Annotated in this window: 14 protein-coding genes and 1 pseudogene; 6 read left to right on the top strand and 9 right to left on the bottom strand. The window is 60.1% G+C overall.

Going from position 1 to position 17,729, the window contains the following annotated elements; genetic code table 11:
- Positions 1-116 precede the first annotated feature (116 nt).
- Positions 117-854: a GntR family transcriptional regulator gene (locus EC919_RS25255; protein ID WP_133777023.1), complete on the top strand. Its 738-nt coding sequence runs from the start codon at positions 117-119 to the stop codon at positions 852-854.
- A 25-nt stretch (positions 855-879) separates the two neighbouring features.
- On the top strand, positions 880-2,133 hold the full coding sequence (locus tag EC919_RS25250; protein WP_133777022.1) for a glycine hydroxymethyltransferase: 1,254 nt from the start codon (positions 880-882) through the stop codon (positions 2,131-2,133).
- A gap of 478 nt (positions 2,134-2,611) precedes the next feature.
- Here EC919_RS25250 and EC919_RS25245 read toward each other — a convergent pair whose 3' ends face one another.
- Positions 2,612-3,598, bottom strand: coding sequence for a restriction endonuclease (locus EC919_RS25245; protein ID WP_133777021.1), 987 nt, complete (start codon positions 3,596-3,598; stop codon positions 2,612-2,614).
- A gap of 360 nt (positions 3,599-3,958) precedes the next feature.
- Between EC919_RS25245 and EC919_RS25240 the strand changes: the two genes are divergently transcribed.
- Positions 3,959-4,249 carry a hypothetical protein gene (locus EC919_RS25240; RefSeq protein ID WP_133777020.1) on the top strand — a complete coding sequence of 97 codons (291 nt, stop codon included), beginning with the start codon at positions 3,959-3,961 and terminating at the stop codon, positions 4,247-4,249.
- 33 nt (positions 4,250-4,282) lie between these two features.
- On the opposite strand, the gene EC919_RS25235 is transcribed toward EC919_RS25240, so the two are convergent.
- The 7 genes and pseudogenes from EC919_RS25235 to EC919_RS25205 form a co-directional block, all read right to left on the bottom strand.
- Positions 4,283-5,197 (bottom strand): HNH endonuclease, encoded by a 915-nt coding sequence (locus EC919_RS25235; protein ID WP_243842340.1) that lies wholly within the window; start codon positions 5,195-5,197, stop codon positions 4,283-4,285.
- 132 nt (positions 5,198-5,329) lie between these two features.
- A pseudogene (locus EC919_RS25230) lies at positions 5,330-5,863 on the bottom strand (REP-associated tyrosine transposase).
- 261 nt (positions 5,864-6,124) lie between these two features.
- On the bottom strand, positions 6,125-7,372 hold the full coding sequence (locus tag EC919_RS25225; RefSeq protein ID WP_133777019.1) for a ribonucleotide-diphosphate reductase subunit beta: 1,248 nt from the start codon (positions 7,370-7,372) through the stop codon (positions 6,125-6,127).
- Between the two features lie 642 nt (positions 7,373-8,014).
- Positions 8,015-8,632, bottom strand: coding sequence for a putative adenosine monophosphate-protein transferase Fic (locus EC919_RS25220; RefSeq protein ID WP_133777018.1), 618 nt, complete (start codon positions 8,630-8,632; stop codon positions 8,015-8,017).
- Positions 8,632-8,802 carry a YhfG family protein gene (locus EC919_RS25215; protein ID WP_108120523.1) on the bottom strand — a complete coding sequence of 57 codons (171 nt, stop codon included), beginning with the start codon at positions 8,800-8,802 and terminating at the stop codon, positions 8,632-8,634. The genes EC919_RS25220 and EC919_RS25215 overlap by 1 nt, the downstream gene beginning before the upstream one ends.
- A gap of 192 nt (positions 8,803-8,994) precedes the next feature.
- Positions 8,995-11,910 (bottom strand): ribonucleoside-diphosphate reductase subunit alpha, encoded by a 2,916-nt coding sequence (locus EC919_RS25210; RefSeq protein ID WP_122622261.1) that lies wholly within the window; start codon positions 11,908-11,910, stop codon positions 8,995-8,997.
- 528 nt (positions 11,911-12,438) lie between these two features.
- Positions 12,439-12,933 carry a hypothetical protein gene (locus EC919_RS25205; protein ID WP_133777017.1) on the bottom strand — a complete coding sequence of 165 codons (495 nt, stop codon included), beginning with the start codon at positions 12,931-12,933 and terminating at the stop codon, positions 12,439-12,441.
- A gap of 11 nt (positions 12,934-12,944) precedes the next feature.
- Here EC919_RS25205 and EC919_RS25200 point away from each other — a divergent pair, with 11 nt between their 5' ends.
- The 3 genes from EC919_RS25200 to fhuF are packed head-to-tail and all read left to right on the top strand — an operon-like array spanning position 12,945 to position 16,057.
- On the top strand, positions 12,945-13,682 hold the full coding sequence (locus EC919_RS25200) for a response regulator (protein ID WP_133777016.1): 738 nt from the start codon (positions 12,945-12,947) through the stop codon (positions 13,680-13,682).
- 3 nt (positions 13,683-13,685) lie between these two features.
- Complete coding sequence (locus EC919_RS25195) at positions 13,686-15,326, top strand: ATP-binding protein (RefSeq protein ID WP_133777015.1); 1,641 nt, start codon at positions 13,686-13,688, stop codon at positions 15,324-15,326.
- Positions 15,284-16,057: a siderophore-iron reductase FhuF gene (gene fhuF / locus EC919_RS25190; RefSeq protein WP_432213851.1), complete on the top strand. Its 774-nt coding sequence runs from the start codon at positions 15,284-15,286 to the stop codon at positions 16,055-16,057. Before EC919_RS25195 ends, fhuF begins: the two co-directional genes overlap by 43 nt.
- Here the strand turns inward: fhuF and EC919_RS25185 are convergent.
- A complete protein-coding gene (locus tag EC919_RS25185) occupies positions 16,008-16,733 on the bottom strand; it encodes a 4'-phosphopantetheinyl transferase family protein (protein ID WP_208295014.1) in 726 nt (241 codons plus the stop codon). The genes fhuF and EC919_RS25185 overlap by 50 nt on opposite strands.
- Positions 16,734-17,729: the final 996 nt, after the last annotated feature.

Raw genomic sequence — 17,729 nt, 5'->3', positions numbered from 1 at the left:
TAACCTAGCACAGGGCATTGCTGTGTCAAACGGCCTAATTACGCTAATCTTCCCAGCGAACTGGAGCATTTTCGAATAAGGACTCTGTGCTAGAGCGGGTCCGATAAGGATTTTGTATGCAAAATTTTGACGAGATAACCGACCAACCGCGCGACCAACCGGCTGCACGACTGATCCCCAAAGTCGAACGCCAGCGCCTGCACGACATCGTCATCGATCACCTGCGCGGCTTTATTACTGAGGGCGTGCTCGCCCCGGGCACCAAGCTCAACGAGCGCGAGCTGTGCGAAACCCTCGGCATCTCCCGCACGCCACTGCGTGAAGCGCTGAAAGTGCTGGCCATGGAAGGGCTGATCGAGATCAACCCGAACCGTGGCGCCAGCGTTGCGCGCATGTCCGAGCTGGAGATCCGCGAAACCTTCGAGCTGATGAGCGGCATCGAAGCCTTCGCCGGGGAACTGGCCTGTGAGCGCATCACCCCCCAGGAAATCGACGACATCAAAGCGCTGCACTACGCCATGGTGGTCAGCAAAAACCAGAACGACCTGCCGGGTTACTACCAGCGCAACCGCGCCATCCACGACCTGATCAACCTGGCCGCGCGCAACTCGGCGCTGCGTCAGGTTTACCTGTCGCTGAATCGGCGCATCCACGCATTACGCTTCCTCTCCAATCATCAAGCCCCAAAGTGGGACCGCGCACTGCACGATCACGAAGAAATGATCGAGGCCCTGCAAGCCCGGGACGGGAAGCGCCTGAGCAGCATCCTGCGCCACCACCTGCTGGAGAAACGCGACGCCCTGATGCTGCTGGTCAGGGATGAATCCGAGCACCCGAATTCCATTCGTCGTTGACTCGTCATTAAGGAGGCGGCCGACCATGCCCCGTGATCTCGATGCCTTGCTCGCCGCCTGTGCCGACCGATTGCCGCAACTGGAGACCCAGCGCCTGATGCTCTACGCCGGCGCCAACCTCCCCAGCGCACGCGCCATGGCCGCCTACAACCCCGCGCTCAGCGCCTACCCGGCGATGGGCCCGACCGGCCACAAAGAACAGCCAGACACCGAGCTGGTCAGTGTGCTTGAAACTTTCACCAGCCACGCCGCGATTACCCTGTTCGGCGCGGCATGGGCCGAAGTCCGCCTGGCCAGCTGCACCCTGGCCAACCTGGCCATCTTCCACGCCTACTGCCGACCGGGCGACAAAGTGCTGGCACCCGCCGCCGAGCACGGCGGGCACCTGAGCCAGCGCCGTGGCGGGACTGCAGAATTGGCAGGCCTTATCGTTGAGGACCTGCCGTTCGACCGCCGCAACTGCCAGCTCGACGCAGCGCGCGCGGCAGAGATGATCACCCAAACCCGCCCTAAGCTCGTCGTGCTCGGACGCAGCGTCATGATCAAGGCAGACGACATCGCCCCGGTGGTCAGCGCCGCCCGTGCGGTCGGCGCCAAAACCCTGTTCGACGCCTCCCACGTGCTCGGCCTGATCGCCGGCGGCACGTACCCCAATCCGTTTGCCGCCGGCGTCGACCTCATCAGCAGCTCCACCTACAAAACCTTGCCCGGCCGGCCGCAAGGACTGGTGCTCGGCCGCGACCCGGAAGACGCAACGCCACTGCGCAACCTGCTCGACACCCGCCTGCTCGCCAACTACGACGCCGGCCGGCTGCCCTCCCTGGCGGTCACCCTCACTGAAGCCCAAGCCGGTGGCCGCGAATACGCTGCCCGCATTGTCAGCAACAGCGCGGGGTTGCATCGGGCGCTGGTTGATGCCGGTTTGCCGGTCATAGGGGCCAACGACGGCGAAGTGCACACCCATCAACTCTTGCTGCCGCTGTCTCTTGATGCTGATCCGCGCGCCGTGATGCATGCGTTGCAGGCGCAGGGGATTCTCATTGGGACTTGCGTTGATCCTTCACGGTCCGGGCACCAGGCGCTGCGATTGGGGACGCAGTTCATCACGCGGCAAGGGATGGAGGTCTTGGACATGACAGAGGTTGCGCGACTACTGGGCGATGTTTTGCGTGTGGGTGTTTGCGGTCGGCTTCATGCGCGCCCGGTCGCTGATATGGCGCAGATGGCAGGCCGGATTCAGCAAATGCTGAGCAAAAAAAAGCCGCTGGGGAGCGGCTGAAGTTTGGAGCTTGGAGGCACCACGTCGGGAGCAACGACGCAGCGAACGACAGAAACAAAATGCTAAAAGCTGATCAGGCGTTTGACGTTCTCCGGCTTGGGTGTGGGTTTCCATCGTTCCTGCGTTGGGCGGGTTCGATGGGGTGAAGCCACTTTAGGAACGATGGGCGGCGGGGGCAAATGAAACCCGGGTAACTATTTGTTAGCGAAAATGTTATGTGGGGAAGAGGGTTTAGGCGGGAACTTTCAGGGCTTCGCGGCACGGCGCTTCTTATGAGGGGCGGCCAGACAGTCCCTGCCAAGCACACATCCACTGTAGGAGCGCGCTTGCCCGCGAAAATCGTGTCAGCACCTGATTCGCCACTGACACACCGCCATCTCATGATGCCGCTAGCGTGTTGCCGCGGCGGGGGTTGCAGGTGCGAGATTTGTGCGAAGCACGTCAGGGGGGGCGGACGTGTTCAATTGGTCTAGCGGCGTTACTTCACCGTCATCGGCGCGAAAATCGCCCGGATCCCACGGCATTTCGGATAAGCCACACAACCCCAGAAATTCCCGCCAGCGTTGGCGCCGGTTCTCGCGACACGTATCACCATGGTTTTGCGGCAGTGCGGGCACAGAGGCGCTGGGGGCAGGGCAGCAGGTTCAGGCTCGGCTTCACGTGTGACGGGTGGCGTCGCGGTTGGAGCGGGCGCTTGAACGGGAATCGGAGCTGGAGCGGCACTTGACGTAACGACCACCTCTGGCTCAACGATTGCGGGCTCGACACGCTCTGGCACCACCTCGACCGTCGGCCGTGGACCGGGCTTCTTCGCTTCTCCGATCCACTGCTTCAGCACCGATCCGTCGACCAGTTGCACGTTGCGACCTGCTGCAAAATCCCTCGCCGGTTTGGTGAACGTCCCACTGGTGACCACGAAGCCACCGACAGCGCCCTCAGCCGCCATCGCGCCATACAACTCCCGCACCACCGGCAGACCGACCTGCATCGAACGCCATTGCTTGCACTGCACCACGTACGTCTCGCCGTCCTTGCGCGCGATCAGATCAATGCCGCCGTCCGGGCCGTTCTTGCCTGTTTCTTGTACTGAATAGCCGCGCCGGCGTAAGGCTTCACCCACCAGTAATTCGAACTCGTGCCAGGTGATGCTCAGCAGAGGGTTGCCCTTGGTGGTGGCGGCAGATTCGAGGAGATTGCGGCGTTTGCGGCGGCCGATGATTGAGGCGATCGCGCCGGCGGAGAAGATGAATGGCAGGAGGTATTGCCCAAACAACGCGCCGGTGTGCGCCATCGTGCTGAAGATTACCGACTGCAATTGTTGAGGGTCGGAGTAGACGGGCATTGGCGCGGTCGCTACCGAGTGCAGGTAGAGGCCGGAGCTGATCGCAATGAGCGCGCTGATCCACCAGGGTAATTTGCTGGCGATGTGAAACAGGTCTTCGAAGAGGGAGGTTTTCTTGGCCATGTCCTTGGTGTTTTTTGAGTCCGTTAGGGTGGGGATTGGCGAGCGATGTTGATTCTGTTGGGGTGAGCTTGCTCGCGATGCGGTGAGGCGGATATCAACCTATCGGCGGGTTTGGCCGTTGCAATAGGGATTTGGGGTTTCCGCCAACCGCCGAAATTGGCGGCGTCCACACCGTCAACTAGTTTTCGTAAATGCAACCTGCGCGAATGCTACCGGAATGAAGCAAGTCGTCCATGAAACTTACCGTAAACGGTTTACGGAAAAGTCAGAAAATCCATAGAGAAAACTCATTGTGATGGCTCAATGATGGCATGGTACAAGTCAGCACGGAATTTTCGTCCGTACAGCTAAGGAATGGCCATGAGAAATGTAGGACTCAGCTTCATTGTAGCCCTCACGCTGCTCTCCGCTTTCACCGTCTCCGCCAAAGAAATCCGACTCACCGACGACGCGATAGCGCAGATACTCATTGAGGACTCCATCTCGTCCTATCCCAAAAATTGTGCATGCCCTTACAACTCGGCTAGCAACGGCAGCCGCTGTGGCAAACGCAGCGCATATAACCGTGCGGGAGGGTATTCGCCCTTGTGCTTCAAAGAAGATGTAACAAAGGGCATGGTTCAGGAGTATCGGCAGCGGGTGAAGGGTTGATTTGCTAGTTAGTGCAGCTTGAGCTGGATATGCTCAATACGATTCTAGAGCGTTGAAATGCGACCTTAGCGCCTCAGCGCTAGGTCGGTCGAATACGTCGTCGGGAAGACGGATCGGCTGATCTCGCAATGCCTCGTACTCGCTGCCCTCTAAACCTTCGGCTAGTTTGATGACCAGCCTGCTGGGATCAATCCAACACAAACCAAGATCAAATAGGGTGTGAATGTCAGCGCGAAGTAGCAGGCCATTGCTGACGACGTTCGTGTCAGCTCCCTGATAAGGGACGATATGAGCAGCTTCCAGCAAGGCCTCTATCTCGCACCCCGTCACTGCGCACCTGTGGTTGTAAGCTCTGAGCAACGTTGATCGAAATTTGCTCTGTCCTTTGCGACGAACTATGGATGCAAGCACTTTCTCACGGGCATCGATGATATTTTCAGGGTCGAATTCGCCTGCCGTTTGTAATTTCGCTTCGATGAAAGGGCTGGTCAGCGTTGGGCTGCTCGCTTGAGTGAGTGTGAAGCTCGTAGGGAGTGACCCTGAATGGCTTTGGTAAAGAAATTTGCCTTTATAAGTGAAGCCGGCACCAGGGTGCTCGAATTTATTCTTGCGATAAAAAAGGAGTAGTTCTAGCCCTCGTTCGACGTGCTCTTCCAAAAGATGGTCGGTGCCTCCCTGCGTCTGCCCTTCCATGTGCAGTATTTCGCCAGTAAGAAGATCATCGTATTGAGTACGGTCTGCTGTTTTGTGCTCGGTGACGAAAAGCCAGACTGAATCGAACGCTGAAGGTTTGAAGATCCCGTTGTTGATACTAGAGGCGGTGATGGAGAAGAGGTCTCGCAAGTCATTTCGTGTGTAGACATGGCCCTCTTGGAGTAGCTCCGAGGCATAGGCGCCGACGGAGACCGTAGCCGGTTTTTTTCTTGCCACAGCGTAGTCCTTTTCCATGCCTCTTGTAGGAAAGGGATGGTGCGGCAACGAAGGTCTTGTTACAACTGGTTTACGTCATTAAGAATTCCCTGGAGTACATGATCGTTCCCATGCTCTGCGTGGGAATGCAGCCCAGGACGCTCTGCGTCCTTAGTACCAGCGCTGCACCTCGATCAGCCCCGACTTACCGTGATAATCCCGCGCACTCGAATATCGCCATTGCTCCCCGAAGTCCACATACCCTCGCTTCACAGGGTTCTGGTGTATGTAGTCGAGCTTCTGCTGCATGACACTCTCGCTGTAGACCATCTCCGTGTGCACGCCTTCCTGCCAGACCTGATAGACGCGGTCGACCTTGTGCGCGCGCTTAGCGAATCGAAGACGTTGGAGGGTGCTTTCAGCATGCGCGAGTTGGAGGTGGTCAATGATGTTTCGCGCCGTTTAGGACTTGAAGCTTGCCACGGATTTTGCAAGGTCTGGAGACTGAGCGAGATAGTGAAGGTGATTTTCTAAAACGACATACCCATAGAGCTGTAGACCTTGATTCGCCTGTTGAAAGCGCCACGTGTTAAGCACGATATCGACCAAGGCCGGGCGGGTGAAGAGCGGTAGCCATTCAACGATGGTGCAGGTCAGGAAGTGGGGTTTGTCGATTTCCGTAATCGTGTAGCGGCTTCGGCCCATGGATTCGTCCTTTAATCTGAAATGGGGGCGGAGCGTTGGAGGCTAGTTTATGTGGATGGTAGGTAGAACCGCCTTGGTGTTGCGGGGTGCTTCAGCTTGTTTAGTTTGCTCCGGCGTGGTGGACGCGGAGCGTCTAGGGCTGTATTCCCACGCGGAGCGTGGGAACGATCAAGGTGTCTGCTCGGCAGTCCGCAGCGCAATAAAAAAGGGCCACCATTTCTGGCAGCCCCTTCGTGTGCAGCTTACTGAGTCTGAATCAAATCAATCCCAGCTCAACGCCCCACCGGTCTGATACTCAATAACCCGCGTCTCAAAGAAATTCTTCTCTTTCTTCAAGTCCATGATCTCGCTCATCCATGGGAACGGGTTGGTCGTCCCTGGATACTCTTCCTTCAACCCAATCTGGCTCAAACGACGGTTCGCGATGAACTTGAGGTAGTCCTCCATCATCGCGGCGTTCATGCCGAGCACGCCGCGAGGCATGGTGTCGCGGGCGTATTCGATTTCCAGTTGGGTCCCTTGCAGGATCATCTGGGTCGCTTCTTCCTTCATTTCGGCGTCCCACAGGTGTGGGTTTTCGATTTTGATCTGGTTGATCACGTCGATGCCGAAGTTCAGGTGCATGGACTCGTCACGCAGGATGTACTGGAACTGTTCTGCCACGCCGGTCATTTTGTTGCGGCGACCCATGGACAGGATCTGGGTGAAGCCGCAGTAGAAGAAGATGCCTTCCAGGACGCAGTAGTAGGCGATCAGGTTGCGCAGCAGTTCTTTGTCGGTTTCGACGGTGCCGGTTTCGAACTTCGGATCGGAGATCGAGCGGGTGTATTTGAGGCCCCAGGCTGCCTTTTTGGCGACTGACGGGATCTCGTGGTACATGTTGAAGATCTCGCCTTCATCCATGCCCAGCGATTCGATGCAGTACTGGTAGGCGTGGGTGTGGATCGCTTCCTCGAAGGCCTGGCGCAGGATGTACTGGCGGCATTCAGGGTTGGTGATGAGGCGATACACGGCCAGCACGAGGTTGTTGGCAACCAGGGAGTCGGCGGTGGAGAAGAAGCCCAGGTTGCGCAGGACGATGCGGCGCTCGTCGTCGGTCAGGCCTTCCGGGTCTTTCCAGAGGGCGATGTCCGTGGTCATGTTGACCTCTTGCGGCATCCAGTGGTTGGCGCAGCCGTCCAGATACTTCTGCCAGGCCCAGTCGTACTTGAAAGGTACGAGCTGGTTGAGGTCGGCGCGGCAGTTGATCATGCGTTTTTCGTCGACCGCGACGCGGGCGGCGGAGCCTTCGAGTTCGGCAAGACCTTCAGCGACGTCCAGTTTGTCCAGCGCGGCTTTGGCGCGGGCAATGGCGTCGGAGTCGTTGGCGCTAACGGCGCGGGCTTCAAGCGCAGCAGCACCACCGGCGCTGTCGAGTTTGTCCATCGCAGCTTCCGAAGCGTGGCCGGCGTTGGCGCCTTTGGCGGGTTCAGCTTCGTCTGTCTTGTCGAATTCGTCCCAGCTCAGCATAGTGAGGAGGCTCCTGCTAGAGGACCGGTTTTACACGGCCTGTGGATTTGAGTAATCGGTGTGCTGCTGTTGTGACACGAGTCACGCCATACAGCGGTCGGGAGAGGGCTCTCTTGAAACTAGTGTGTTCGGGGTTCCGGTGAAGGCAGTCAGGCGCGAGGGCCGTCACCCGGGAGCGGAGCAAAACGCTGACACGGCAGGCACGTGGTGACCATTGAAGATTGGTCGGCTTTGGCTGCGCAGGTGGTCATAGCGTTGTCCTTGATTGGGGGGCGCGAGTATACGGAAATTTGCTCCGTACGTCTCCGCTGAAGGCCTTCTATCCGTCATTTCCAGTCGTCATTCGAGATCACGAACACGAGCTGAATTCTTCTTGACCTACCAACGATTCACTGATTGCGAATCGCCTATGTTGTGGTGGCAGGCGTAAGAATACACACGATATGGTGTTTGCGAAACTGAGATTTTGCAGATGCGCCGTTGTGCTTGACTCAAATCAACATCATGGAAACAGCCATGAGCCTTGAGAGTCACGGGAGCCGTGGCCCATCACCCCAATAGCGTGAGCTTGCCATCTGTCGGTTCGAGCAGCGTCTATCTGAGGTATTCCGGCTGCGTATCGAAACGAAGGAGCGGCAGGCTTTATTCATGGGGCTTGAAGTCCACTCCAATCGCCCCTCCAACACACCGCTCAAACACCCGCACCATCCCCTCATAATCACACCCCACCGCATCCACATTCGCCCGTATCCATTCCTCCGCCTCCACCGGCCACCAACTGATCTCAAACCCTGCATTCACAATGATGTGTTCAAACAGAATCCGCTGCGCACGCCCGTTCCCTTCGCGAAACGGATGAATCACGTTCAAATCCCCAAACAGCTCGGCACTCGCCGCAATCAAGCGCCCGCGATCCAGCTCCTGAAACCAGTTCGCGTCGGCCAATACCTTGAACAGCTTATTGGCCTCGGGCTCGATGCGGTGGGTCACGCAGAAGTGGGTCTGGTCTTTGGAGATGTCGACGGTGCGCAGTTCGCCCGCCCAGTCGTAGAGATCAGCGAACAGCTGGCGATGGATGGCTTGCAGATAGGGAAAATCGTAGGGAGGAGGGGAGAAATCGATGGACTCAGCGGCGACTTCGGACAGGTCGCGCTCGGCTTGCGCCAGGGTTTTTGCGTCGGTGAGGTTGAGGCGGTTGCGCAGCACGGTGCTGCCAGGCGGACAGTAAGGGTCTTGTCCGACGCCGTATTTGTCGACCATCAGGCCTGTTTTTTGCGGTAGCTGTTGAGCAGCTCTTCCCGGGAGGGCAGGCGGCGTTCGGAGTCGGCGGGCGAGCTCTCGAAACCTTCCAGACGGAGGCTGGCGGCGTAGTTGGAGCGGCGCGTTTTGGCGCAGTAGGCTTTTTTGGACTCTAGCGAGGCAGCTGGCATGGGGCGTTCTCCTGGCTTGGCAAGAGGGGAGTGTAGCTGAAACCGGGGAGGGTCAGCGAGGGCCGGGAGCGTTTGGGCTCCCGGTTCGCGGTGTTGCTTGAACCGCTTCGCGAGCAAGCTCACTCCTACAATTAGAGCGAGCTGTTCGCGGGCAAGCGCGCTCCTACAGAGAGGTGCGCTTGCCAGCGGGTTTTACTGGCAGGCTTCGCAGTCCGGCTCGTCGATCGCGCAGGCTTTAGGCACTGGCGCTGGACCGGCCGGTGCCGCTTCGGCTGGACGCGGGGCGGTGATCGCCGAGTCGTCCGGGCCGTGGCCACCGCTGGAAACGGCGTTCAGCTTGCCGGTGTTGATGGTCGACTTCTCGGTGCTGGTCGCGGCCAGGGCACGGAGGTAGTAAGTGGTTTTCAGACCACGGTACCAGGCCATGCGGTAGGTCACGTCCAGCTTCTTGCCCGATGCGCCGGCGATGTACAGGTTCAGCGACTGCGCCTGGTCGATCCACTTCTGACGACGGCTGGCCGCGTCAACGATCCACTTGGTGTCCACTTCAAACGCGGTCGCGTAGAGGTCTTTCAACTCCTGCGGGATGCGCTCGATCTGCTGTACCGAACCGTCGTAGTACTTCAGGTCGTTGATCATGACCGAGTCCCACAGGTCGCGGGCTTTCAGGTCGCGAACCAGGTACGGGTTGATCACGGTGAATTCGCCCGAGAGGTTCGATTTCACGTACAGGTTCTGATAAGTCGGTTCGATCGACTGCGACACGCCGGTGATGTTGGCGATGGTCGCGGTCGGTGCGATGGCCATGATGTTCGAGTTACGAATGCCTTTCTGAACGCGAGCACGCACAGGCGCCCAGTCCAGGCTTTCGTTGAGGTCGACGTCGATGTACTTCTGGCCACGCTGTTCGATCAGGATCTGTTGCGAATCCAGCGGCAGGATGCCCTTGGACCACAGCGAACCCTGGAACGTCTCGTAGGCACCGCGCTCGTCCGCCAGATCGCAGGACGCCTGGATCGCGTAGTAGCTGACGGCTTCCATCGAGCGGTCGGCAAATTCCACGGCAGCATCGGAACCGTAAGGAATGTGCTGCAGGTACAGCGCGTCCTGGAAGCCCATGATGCCCAGACCGACCGGACGGTGACGGAAGTTGGAGTTCTTCGCTTGCGGCACCGAGTAGTAGTTGATGTCGATCACGTTATCGAGCATGCGCACGGCCACGTCGATGGTGCGCTTGAGCTTGTCGGTGTCCAGCTTGCCGTCGACGATGTGGTTCGGCAGGTTGATCGAGCCCAGGTTGCAGACCGCGATCTCGTCCTTGTTGGTGTTCAGGGTGATCTCGGTGCACAGGTTCGAGCTGTGAACCACGCCGACGTGCTGCTGCGGCGAACGCAGGTTGCACGGGTCCTTGAAGGTCAGCCATGGGTGGCCGGTTTCGAACAGCATGGACAGCATTTTGCGCCACAGGTCTTTGGCCTGAATGGTCTTGAACAGCTTGACCTTGCCCGGGTACTCGGTCAGCGCTTCGTAGTACTCGTAGCGCTCTTCGAAGGCTTTACCGGTCAGGTCGTGCAGATCAGGCACTTCGGACGGCGAGAACAGGGTCCACTTGCCGTCGTCGAAGACACGCTTCATGAACAGGTCAGGGATCCAGTTGGCGGTGTTCATGTCGTGGGTACGACGACGATCATCACCGGTGTTCTTGCGCAGCTCGATGAACTCTTCGATGTCCATGTGCCAGGTTTCCAGGTACGCACAGACAGCGCCTTTGCGCTTGCCGCCCTGGTTGACTGCTACTGCGGTGTCGTTCACGACTTTCAGGAACGGCACGACGCCCTGGGATTTGCCGTTGGTGCCCTTGATGTAAGAGCCCAGCGCGCGAACCGGGGTCCAGTCGTTGCCCAGACCGCCTGCGAATTTGGACAGCATGGCGTTGTCGTGGATGGCGTGGTAAATGCCCGACAGGTCATCCGGAACGGTGGTCAGGTAGCAGCTCGACAGCTGTGGACGCAGGGTGCCGGCGTTGAACAGTGTCGGGGTCGAGGCCATGTAGTCGAAGGACGACAACAGGTTGTAGAACTCGATGGCGCGGTCTTCGCGGGCTTTCTCTTCGATCGCCAGGCCCATGGCCACGCGCATGAAGAAGATCTGCGGCAGTTCGAAACGGATACCGTCTTTATGAATGAAGTAACGGTCGTACAGGGTTTGCAGGCCCAGGTAGGTGAACTGCTGATCGCGCTCGTGGTTGATCGCCTTGCCCAGTTTTTCCAGGTCGAATTCGGCCAGCACAGGGTTCAGCAGTTCGAACTGGATGCCTTTCTCGACGTAAGCCGGCAGCGCCTTGGCGTACAGGTCGACCATTTCGTGGTGGGTGGCGCTTTCGGCGACACCGAGGAAACCCAGGCCTTCGGCACGCAGGGTGTCCATCAGCAGGCGCGCGGTGACGAACGAGTAGTTCGGCTCACGCTCGACCAAGGTGCGCGCGGTCATCACCAGGGCGGTGTTGACGTCGGTCAGTGCAACGCCGTCGTACAGGTTTTTCAGGGTTTCGGTCTGGATCAGGTCGGCATCGACCTCGGCCAGGCCTTCGCACGCTTCGGTGACGATGGTGTTCAGGCGGCCCATGTCCAGCGGCGCGAGGCTGCCGTCTTTGGCGGTGATGCGAATCGACGGGTGCGCCTGCACTGGGGTTTCGCCGGCGGTGCGACCGGCACGCTCCTTGGAGCGCTCGTTGCGGTAGATCACGTAGTCGCGGGCAACTTTCTGCTCGCCGGCGCGCATCAGCGCCAGTTCGACCTGATCCTGGATTTCTTCGATGTGGATGGTGCCGCCCGACGGCATGCGGCGCTTGAAGGTCGCGGAGACCTGTTCGGTCAGGCGCGCAACGGTGTCGTGGATACGCGACGAAGCGGCAGCGGTGCCGCCTTCAACTGCGAGAAAGGCCTTGGTGATGGCGACGGTGATCTTGTCATCGGTGTACGCAACGACAGTGCCGTTACGCTTGATCACACGCAGCTGACCCGGCGCGGTGGCGGACAGGTCCTGCTGGGTCGCACCTGTCTGCGGCGCGGTGGCCTGCGGATTCTCGCGAGTTGTGTCGGTTTGCATGGGTGTCTCCACGTTCTCTAAGTTTGTTTGGGCGCAAAATGCACGCCCACCGTTTCGTCTTGCGGCAGTGGACTGACAAACGTCAGGCCATGACTTCAAGACGAATGGGAAGGTGGATTTACCCTCCCTGGCGTTGAAGTCGAAAAGGGTGCCGGACTTGAGCCCGTCACCCGAAAAACTGTTGCAGAATGCGCGTGTGATGTTGCAACACGTGTGCCGCTGCGCGCAGATCCCAAGGCTGGGTGGTCTGCCATTCGCGCTGGCGGGGTAGAGCGGTAGATTCGGGGGTTATTCAGCCCTTCATACACAGGCAATGGGCGCGAAAAAAACCTTGAAATTGCGCCCTGACTTGTGTTTGAGATTTAGGCGAAAACCCTACATGTAGGGGCTCCACCGTCGAAGGGCTACAAGATAATGCGTTTGTGACACTAATTGCAACGCATGACCTGTGGATAAAGCTGTGTGTAATTTGTGTGTGAAACAGGTAAATCCCGTGTAGGCCGCATGGCGTCTGGCATGGGCCGCTGGTCACTGTTTTTTCACCATTGAAAACGCCGGTGAAAAACCATTGCCCGGCTTTTTGCGGGCGCGAACGCTATCACAAAAAACGTATCTGGCAAGGGCGATCCCGGCGTGGATTTGCCCCGAATCAAAAATCGAGGTCGTGCGCAAAATCGGCTTGAGGTGAACGCAAAAGCGTCGGCGTACGCAAAATCTGTAGGAGCCGGCTTGCTGGCGAATGCGGTGCGTCAGGCGAAATGGATGGAGCAGGCAGATCGCCTTCGCGGGCAAGCGCGCTCCTACAGTGGATTTGCGTCGAATCAAATCATCGCGTTCATGCGCAAAATCGGTTTGCGTCGAAAGCAAAAACGTCGGCGCACGCAGGTCTGTAGGAGCCGGCTTGCTGGCGAATGCGTTGTGTCTGCCGTCCGATTTGCCCATGATCGGGCGCATCGCGGGGAAGCGCTGCCGGCACCTTCGAAAGGCGCGGATCTGAAACCGGCTATTAATAAGAAAAAACAAGGAGCCTCACCGTGCAGCCCCAACCCTGGCAGGTGCTGATCGTCGAGGATGACCAGCGGCTGGCCGAGCTCACCCGCGACTACCTCGAAAACAACGGCCTTCGCGTGAGCCTGGAAGGGGACGGCGCGCGGGCGGCCCGGCGCATCATCGACGAGCAACCGGATCTGGTGATCCTCGACCTCATGCTGCCCGGCGAAGACGGCCTGAGCATCTGTCGCAAGGTGCGCAGCCACTACGACGGCCCGATCCTGATGCTCACCGCGCGCACCGACGACAGCGACCAGATCCAGGGCCTCGACATGGGCGCCGACGATTACGTCGGCAAACCGGTGCATCCCCGGGTGCTGCTCGCGCGCATCCATGCGTTGTTAAGGCGCAGCGAAACCGTCGAAAGCCCTATCCAGGAACAGCATCGTCTGGAATTCGGCGCGCTGGTGGTGGACAACACCCTGCGCGAAGCCTGGCTCAACGACCAGAGCGTCGAGCTGACCAGCGCCGAATTCGACCTGTTGTGGCTGCTGGTCGCCAACGCCGGGCGCATTCTCTCTCGCGAAGAAATCTTCACGGCCCTGCGCGGTGTCGGCTACGACGGCCAGGACCGCTCCATCGACGTGCGCATCTCGAAGATCCGCCCGCGCATCGGTGACGACCCCGATCACCCGCGCCTGATCAAGACCGTGCGCAACAAGGGTTACCTGTTCGTCCCCCACGCCGCCGCGCAACTGCCCTCCCTCAAGCGCGACGGCTGACCGATGAATTCCATCTTCCTGCGCATCTATGGCGGCATGCTCGGCGTTCTGGTGCTGGTGGCGTTGCTCGGCGTGCTGACCCTGCATCTGGTCAACGCCGTGCGCGCCGATCAGTACCGCGAGCAGTTGGCCCACGGCACCTTCACGCTGATGGCCGACAATCTGCGCGGTATGAATGACATTGAACGCACCCGCGCCCTCGCCGTGTGGGAGCGCCTGCTGGGCATTCCGCTGACACTGGAAACCGCCGAGCACGCGCATCTGGACGGGAGCGCGCGCAGTCGGTTGAGTCGCGGGCAGGTGGTGGTAGAACAGACCGGACCCCATGCCGCGCGGGTATTTCGCGAGGTCGAGCCGGCGATGTCGGGCAATCCGTCCGGCGGCTTGCTGCTGACCGGCGAGGTGCGGCAGATCAGCGAGCAACTGGCCCGCGCGACGATCTTTCTGTTGCTCGATGAACTGGTGCGTCTGCCGGTCGATGAACAGCCGGCGCGGCTTGAAGTCTTGCGCCAGAGCAAGGGGTTCGGCTTCGACATGCAACTTATCCGGCTGGAGAAGCTCGACGTGGATGACGACCAGCGTCGGCGCATCGACGAGGGCGACACGGTGATGGCGCTGGGCAAAGGCGGCGATTCGATCCGCGTGCTGTCTGGCGTCGGCGAAACCCCGTGGGTGCTGGAGATCGGTCCGCTGTTCCAGATGAATGCCTATCCGCCGGAGTTGCTGATCCTGATCGCGTTTCTCGGTCTGTGCCTGATCGGTCTGGTGGTTTACCTGCTGGTGCGTCGGCTTGAGCATCGCTTGCGCGGTCTGGAAGCGGCGGCCACGCAGATCGCCCAGGGCAGCCTGGAAACCCGCGTGCCCGCGGCGGGCGCGGACTCGGTCGGGCGGCTGGCGTCGGCATTCAACGGCATGGCCGAGCACCTGCAGCGCTCGTTGATGATCCAGCGCGAACTGGTCCGCGCGGTCTCCCATGAACTTCGCACGCCGGTGGCGCGGCTGCGTTTCGGGCTGGAAATGGTCAACGACGCGACGACCCCGGAAGCGCGGCATAAATACATGGTCGGCATGGACAGCGATATTCAGGACCTCGACAAGCTGGTCGACGAGATGCTCACCTACGCGCGCCTGGAGCAGGGCGCGCCGGACCTGAACTTCCAGCGCATCGACCTCGACGCCTTGATTGAGCAGGTGATTGCCGAACTGGCGCCGCTGCGGCCGAATATCAGCGTCAGGCGCGGGGAGTGTGTGGATGCGCTCAACCGCGTCGGATCAGGGGAAGCGCAGTGGGTGGAGGCGGAACCGCGTTACTTGCATCGCGCGCTGCAGAACCTGGTGAGCAACGCCATGCGCCACGCCGAGTCGCAGGTAAACATTGGCTATCAACTGAGTGAGGAGCGCTGTCGCATCGACGTTGAAGATGACGGCCCCGGCGTACCGGAAAGTGCCTGGGAGCGGGTCTTCACACCGTTCATGCGCCTGGACGACAGCCGCACCCGGGCGTCGGGCGGCCACGGTTTGGGGTTGTCGATTGTGCGCCGTATCATTCACTGGCACGGCGGCCGCGCGTTGATCGGGCGCAGCCAAACCCTCGGCGGCGCGTGTTTCAGCCTGGCCTGGCCCCGCCAGCAAGGGGAGGCCTGATGTTCGAAGGTGCCCTGGCCGGGTTTGCCCGCACGATGGTGGTCGATCAAACGCGGCCTGTGCTGCCGCTGACCGAGCTGTTGCGGGATGAGGTTCTGCATCGCTTGCTGCTGAGGGTGTATGGGCCGGAACTGGTGAAGGACCAATTGCCGGTGCTGGTCTCGCAATGGATGAAGTATTACGCGATGCAGCTGATTCCGCCGGTGGTGGTGGCAAGTGTGGCCCATGGCCTGGGGTGGCCGCTGGGGCTGGACCGCCTGAGCTTCGCCCTGCATGAACGGGGGTTTCTGGACAGGGTACGGTTTGAGGGGGCCGTCATGCAGGTGCCGGTTTCGGACGATCCGTTCGAGCTTTTTGCGCCGTTGCTGGAGAATCTTCAGCAAGTCATCGAACGCTTGAGTGCCTACGGCGATGTGCCGGCGGCCGTGCTGTGGGGCAACGCCGGGGATTATCTGGAAACCTGCTTGCGGCAGCTGTCCGCGGCAAGCGAGGTTTCCGTTGCTGCGGGGTATGGCTTGTTGCGTGAAAGGCTGAGGCCGGATGGGCGGCGCAATCCCCTATTCAACGCCGTCAGCTATATAGAAGGGGACGTGCGAATGGTCCGGCAGAGGCGCACGTGCTGCTTGAGTTATCGCGTGGAATGGGTGGGGCGGTGTGAGCATTGTCCGTTGGGTATGGCCGTCAGCCCCGAATCGCCACCAGACTCAACAGCTGCCCGTCCTTCACGCTGAACTGTGCTTCCAGCTCCTTGCCGTTGTGCCATTCCTCCGACAGATCGATGTTCAGCCGCAGCCGCGCGTTGCCGTCGTCTGACCATTCCAGCAGTTCGGCGTCTTCGAAATAGAAGCGCTTGAGCACGATGGGGTAGAGCGCCTTGAACAGGCTTTCTTTCAGGGAAAAGGTCAGGGTGACGGCTTTGGCTGCTTCATGCTCGGGCCCGGCGTTAAGGCGCTGCATTTCTGCCGGCGTCAGAATCTCCCCGGCCAGACGCACGGCGCGCTCGTTGCTCATCAGTTGCTCGACGTCCAGGCCCAACCCGCGCCAGTCCGTTTTGCGCGCAACGATCGCGGCGGCCCAGCCGGTGCTGTGGGTGATCGAGCCGGTGACGTCCGCAGGCCAGATCGGGGCGCGGTCCTCGCCGATCAGGGGGACGTGGGAGCGGCCGTCCAACTGACGTATCGCTTCCCGCGCGCACAAACGACCGGCGAGAAACTCCGTCTGCCGCTTGGCCACCGAACGCTGAATGGAGGCGGGCGGCTCGATGAGACAGCGCTGAAAATCGCCGTCGATGAGTTTTTGCGGATCGAACCGACTGCTCACCAACACCACATCCGCGAGCCCGTGGGGCAGCGGCCAGTGAGCGGTCAGGGCAGGGCAACAGTCGGGGAGTGTCGGGGATCGAGTCATGCCCGGCATTCTGCCGGAACCGCAGCATCGTGCGCAAAACCGGTTTGCCGTCGAACGCAAAAGCCAAGGACCCGGAACACCGGTTTGTGGCGAACGCAAATCCACGACCAGCGCACAACCTGTAGGAGCGCGCTTGCCCGCGAACGCGGTATATCAGGCGAGATCCATGTGGCAGACACACCGCCTTCGCGAGCAAGCTCACTCCTACAGTGGATCGGCGTCGGATCAGGAAATCGCGGGCGCGGGCAAATAAATGGGTGGCGAACGCAAAATCCAACGGCTGGGCAGAACCTGTGGGAGCCGGCTTGCTGGCGAACGCGGTGTATCAGGCGACATTGATGGCACAGTCAGATTGCATTCGCGGGCAAGCGCGCTCCTAAAGTGGATCGGCGTTGGCCGGGATTTCGGCGTCATGCACAGAACTTGTGGGAGCCGGCTTGCTGGCGAATGCGGCGGGTCAGTCGAAATCGATGGCACAGGCAGACCGCCTTCACGGGCAAGCGCGCTCCTACAGTGGATAGGCGTTGGCCGGGATTTCGGCGTCATGCGCAAAACCTGTGGGAGCCAGCTTGCTGGCGAACGCGGTGTATCAGGCGAAATCGATGGCACAGGCAGATTGCATTCGCGGGCAAGCGCGCTCCTACAGTGGATAGGCGTTGGCCGGGATTTCGGCGTCATGCGCAAAACCTGTGTGAGCCGGCTTTCTGGCGAACGCGGTGTATCAGGCGAAATCGATGGCACAGGCAGACCGCCTTCGCGGGCAAGCGCGTTCCTACAATGGATCGGCGTTGGCCGGGATTTCAGCGTCATGCGCAAAACCTGTGGGAGCCGGCTTGCTGGCGAATGCGGTGGGTCAGGCGACATTGATGGCACAGGCAGATTGCATTCGCGGGCAAGCGCGCTCCTACAATGGATCGGCGTTGGCCGGGATTTCAGCGTCATGCGCAAAACCTGTGGGAGCCGGCTTGCTGGCGAACGCGGTGTATCAGGCGAAAT

Origin of the sequence: Pseudomonas graminis (assembly GCF_004364335.1) — a bacterium.
Lineage (GTDB): Bacteria > Pseudomonadota > Gammaproteobacteria > Pseudomonadales > Pseudomonadaceae > Aquipseudomonas > Aquipseudomonas graminis_D.
Note: the sequence above shows the minus strand (reverse complement) of the source record. Positions and strands in the feature narration are given on the sequence as shown.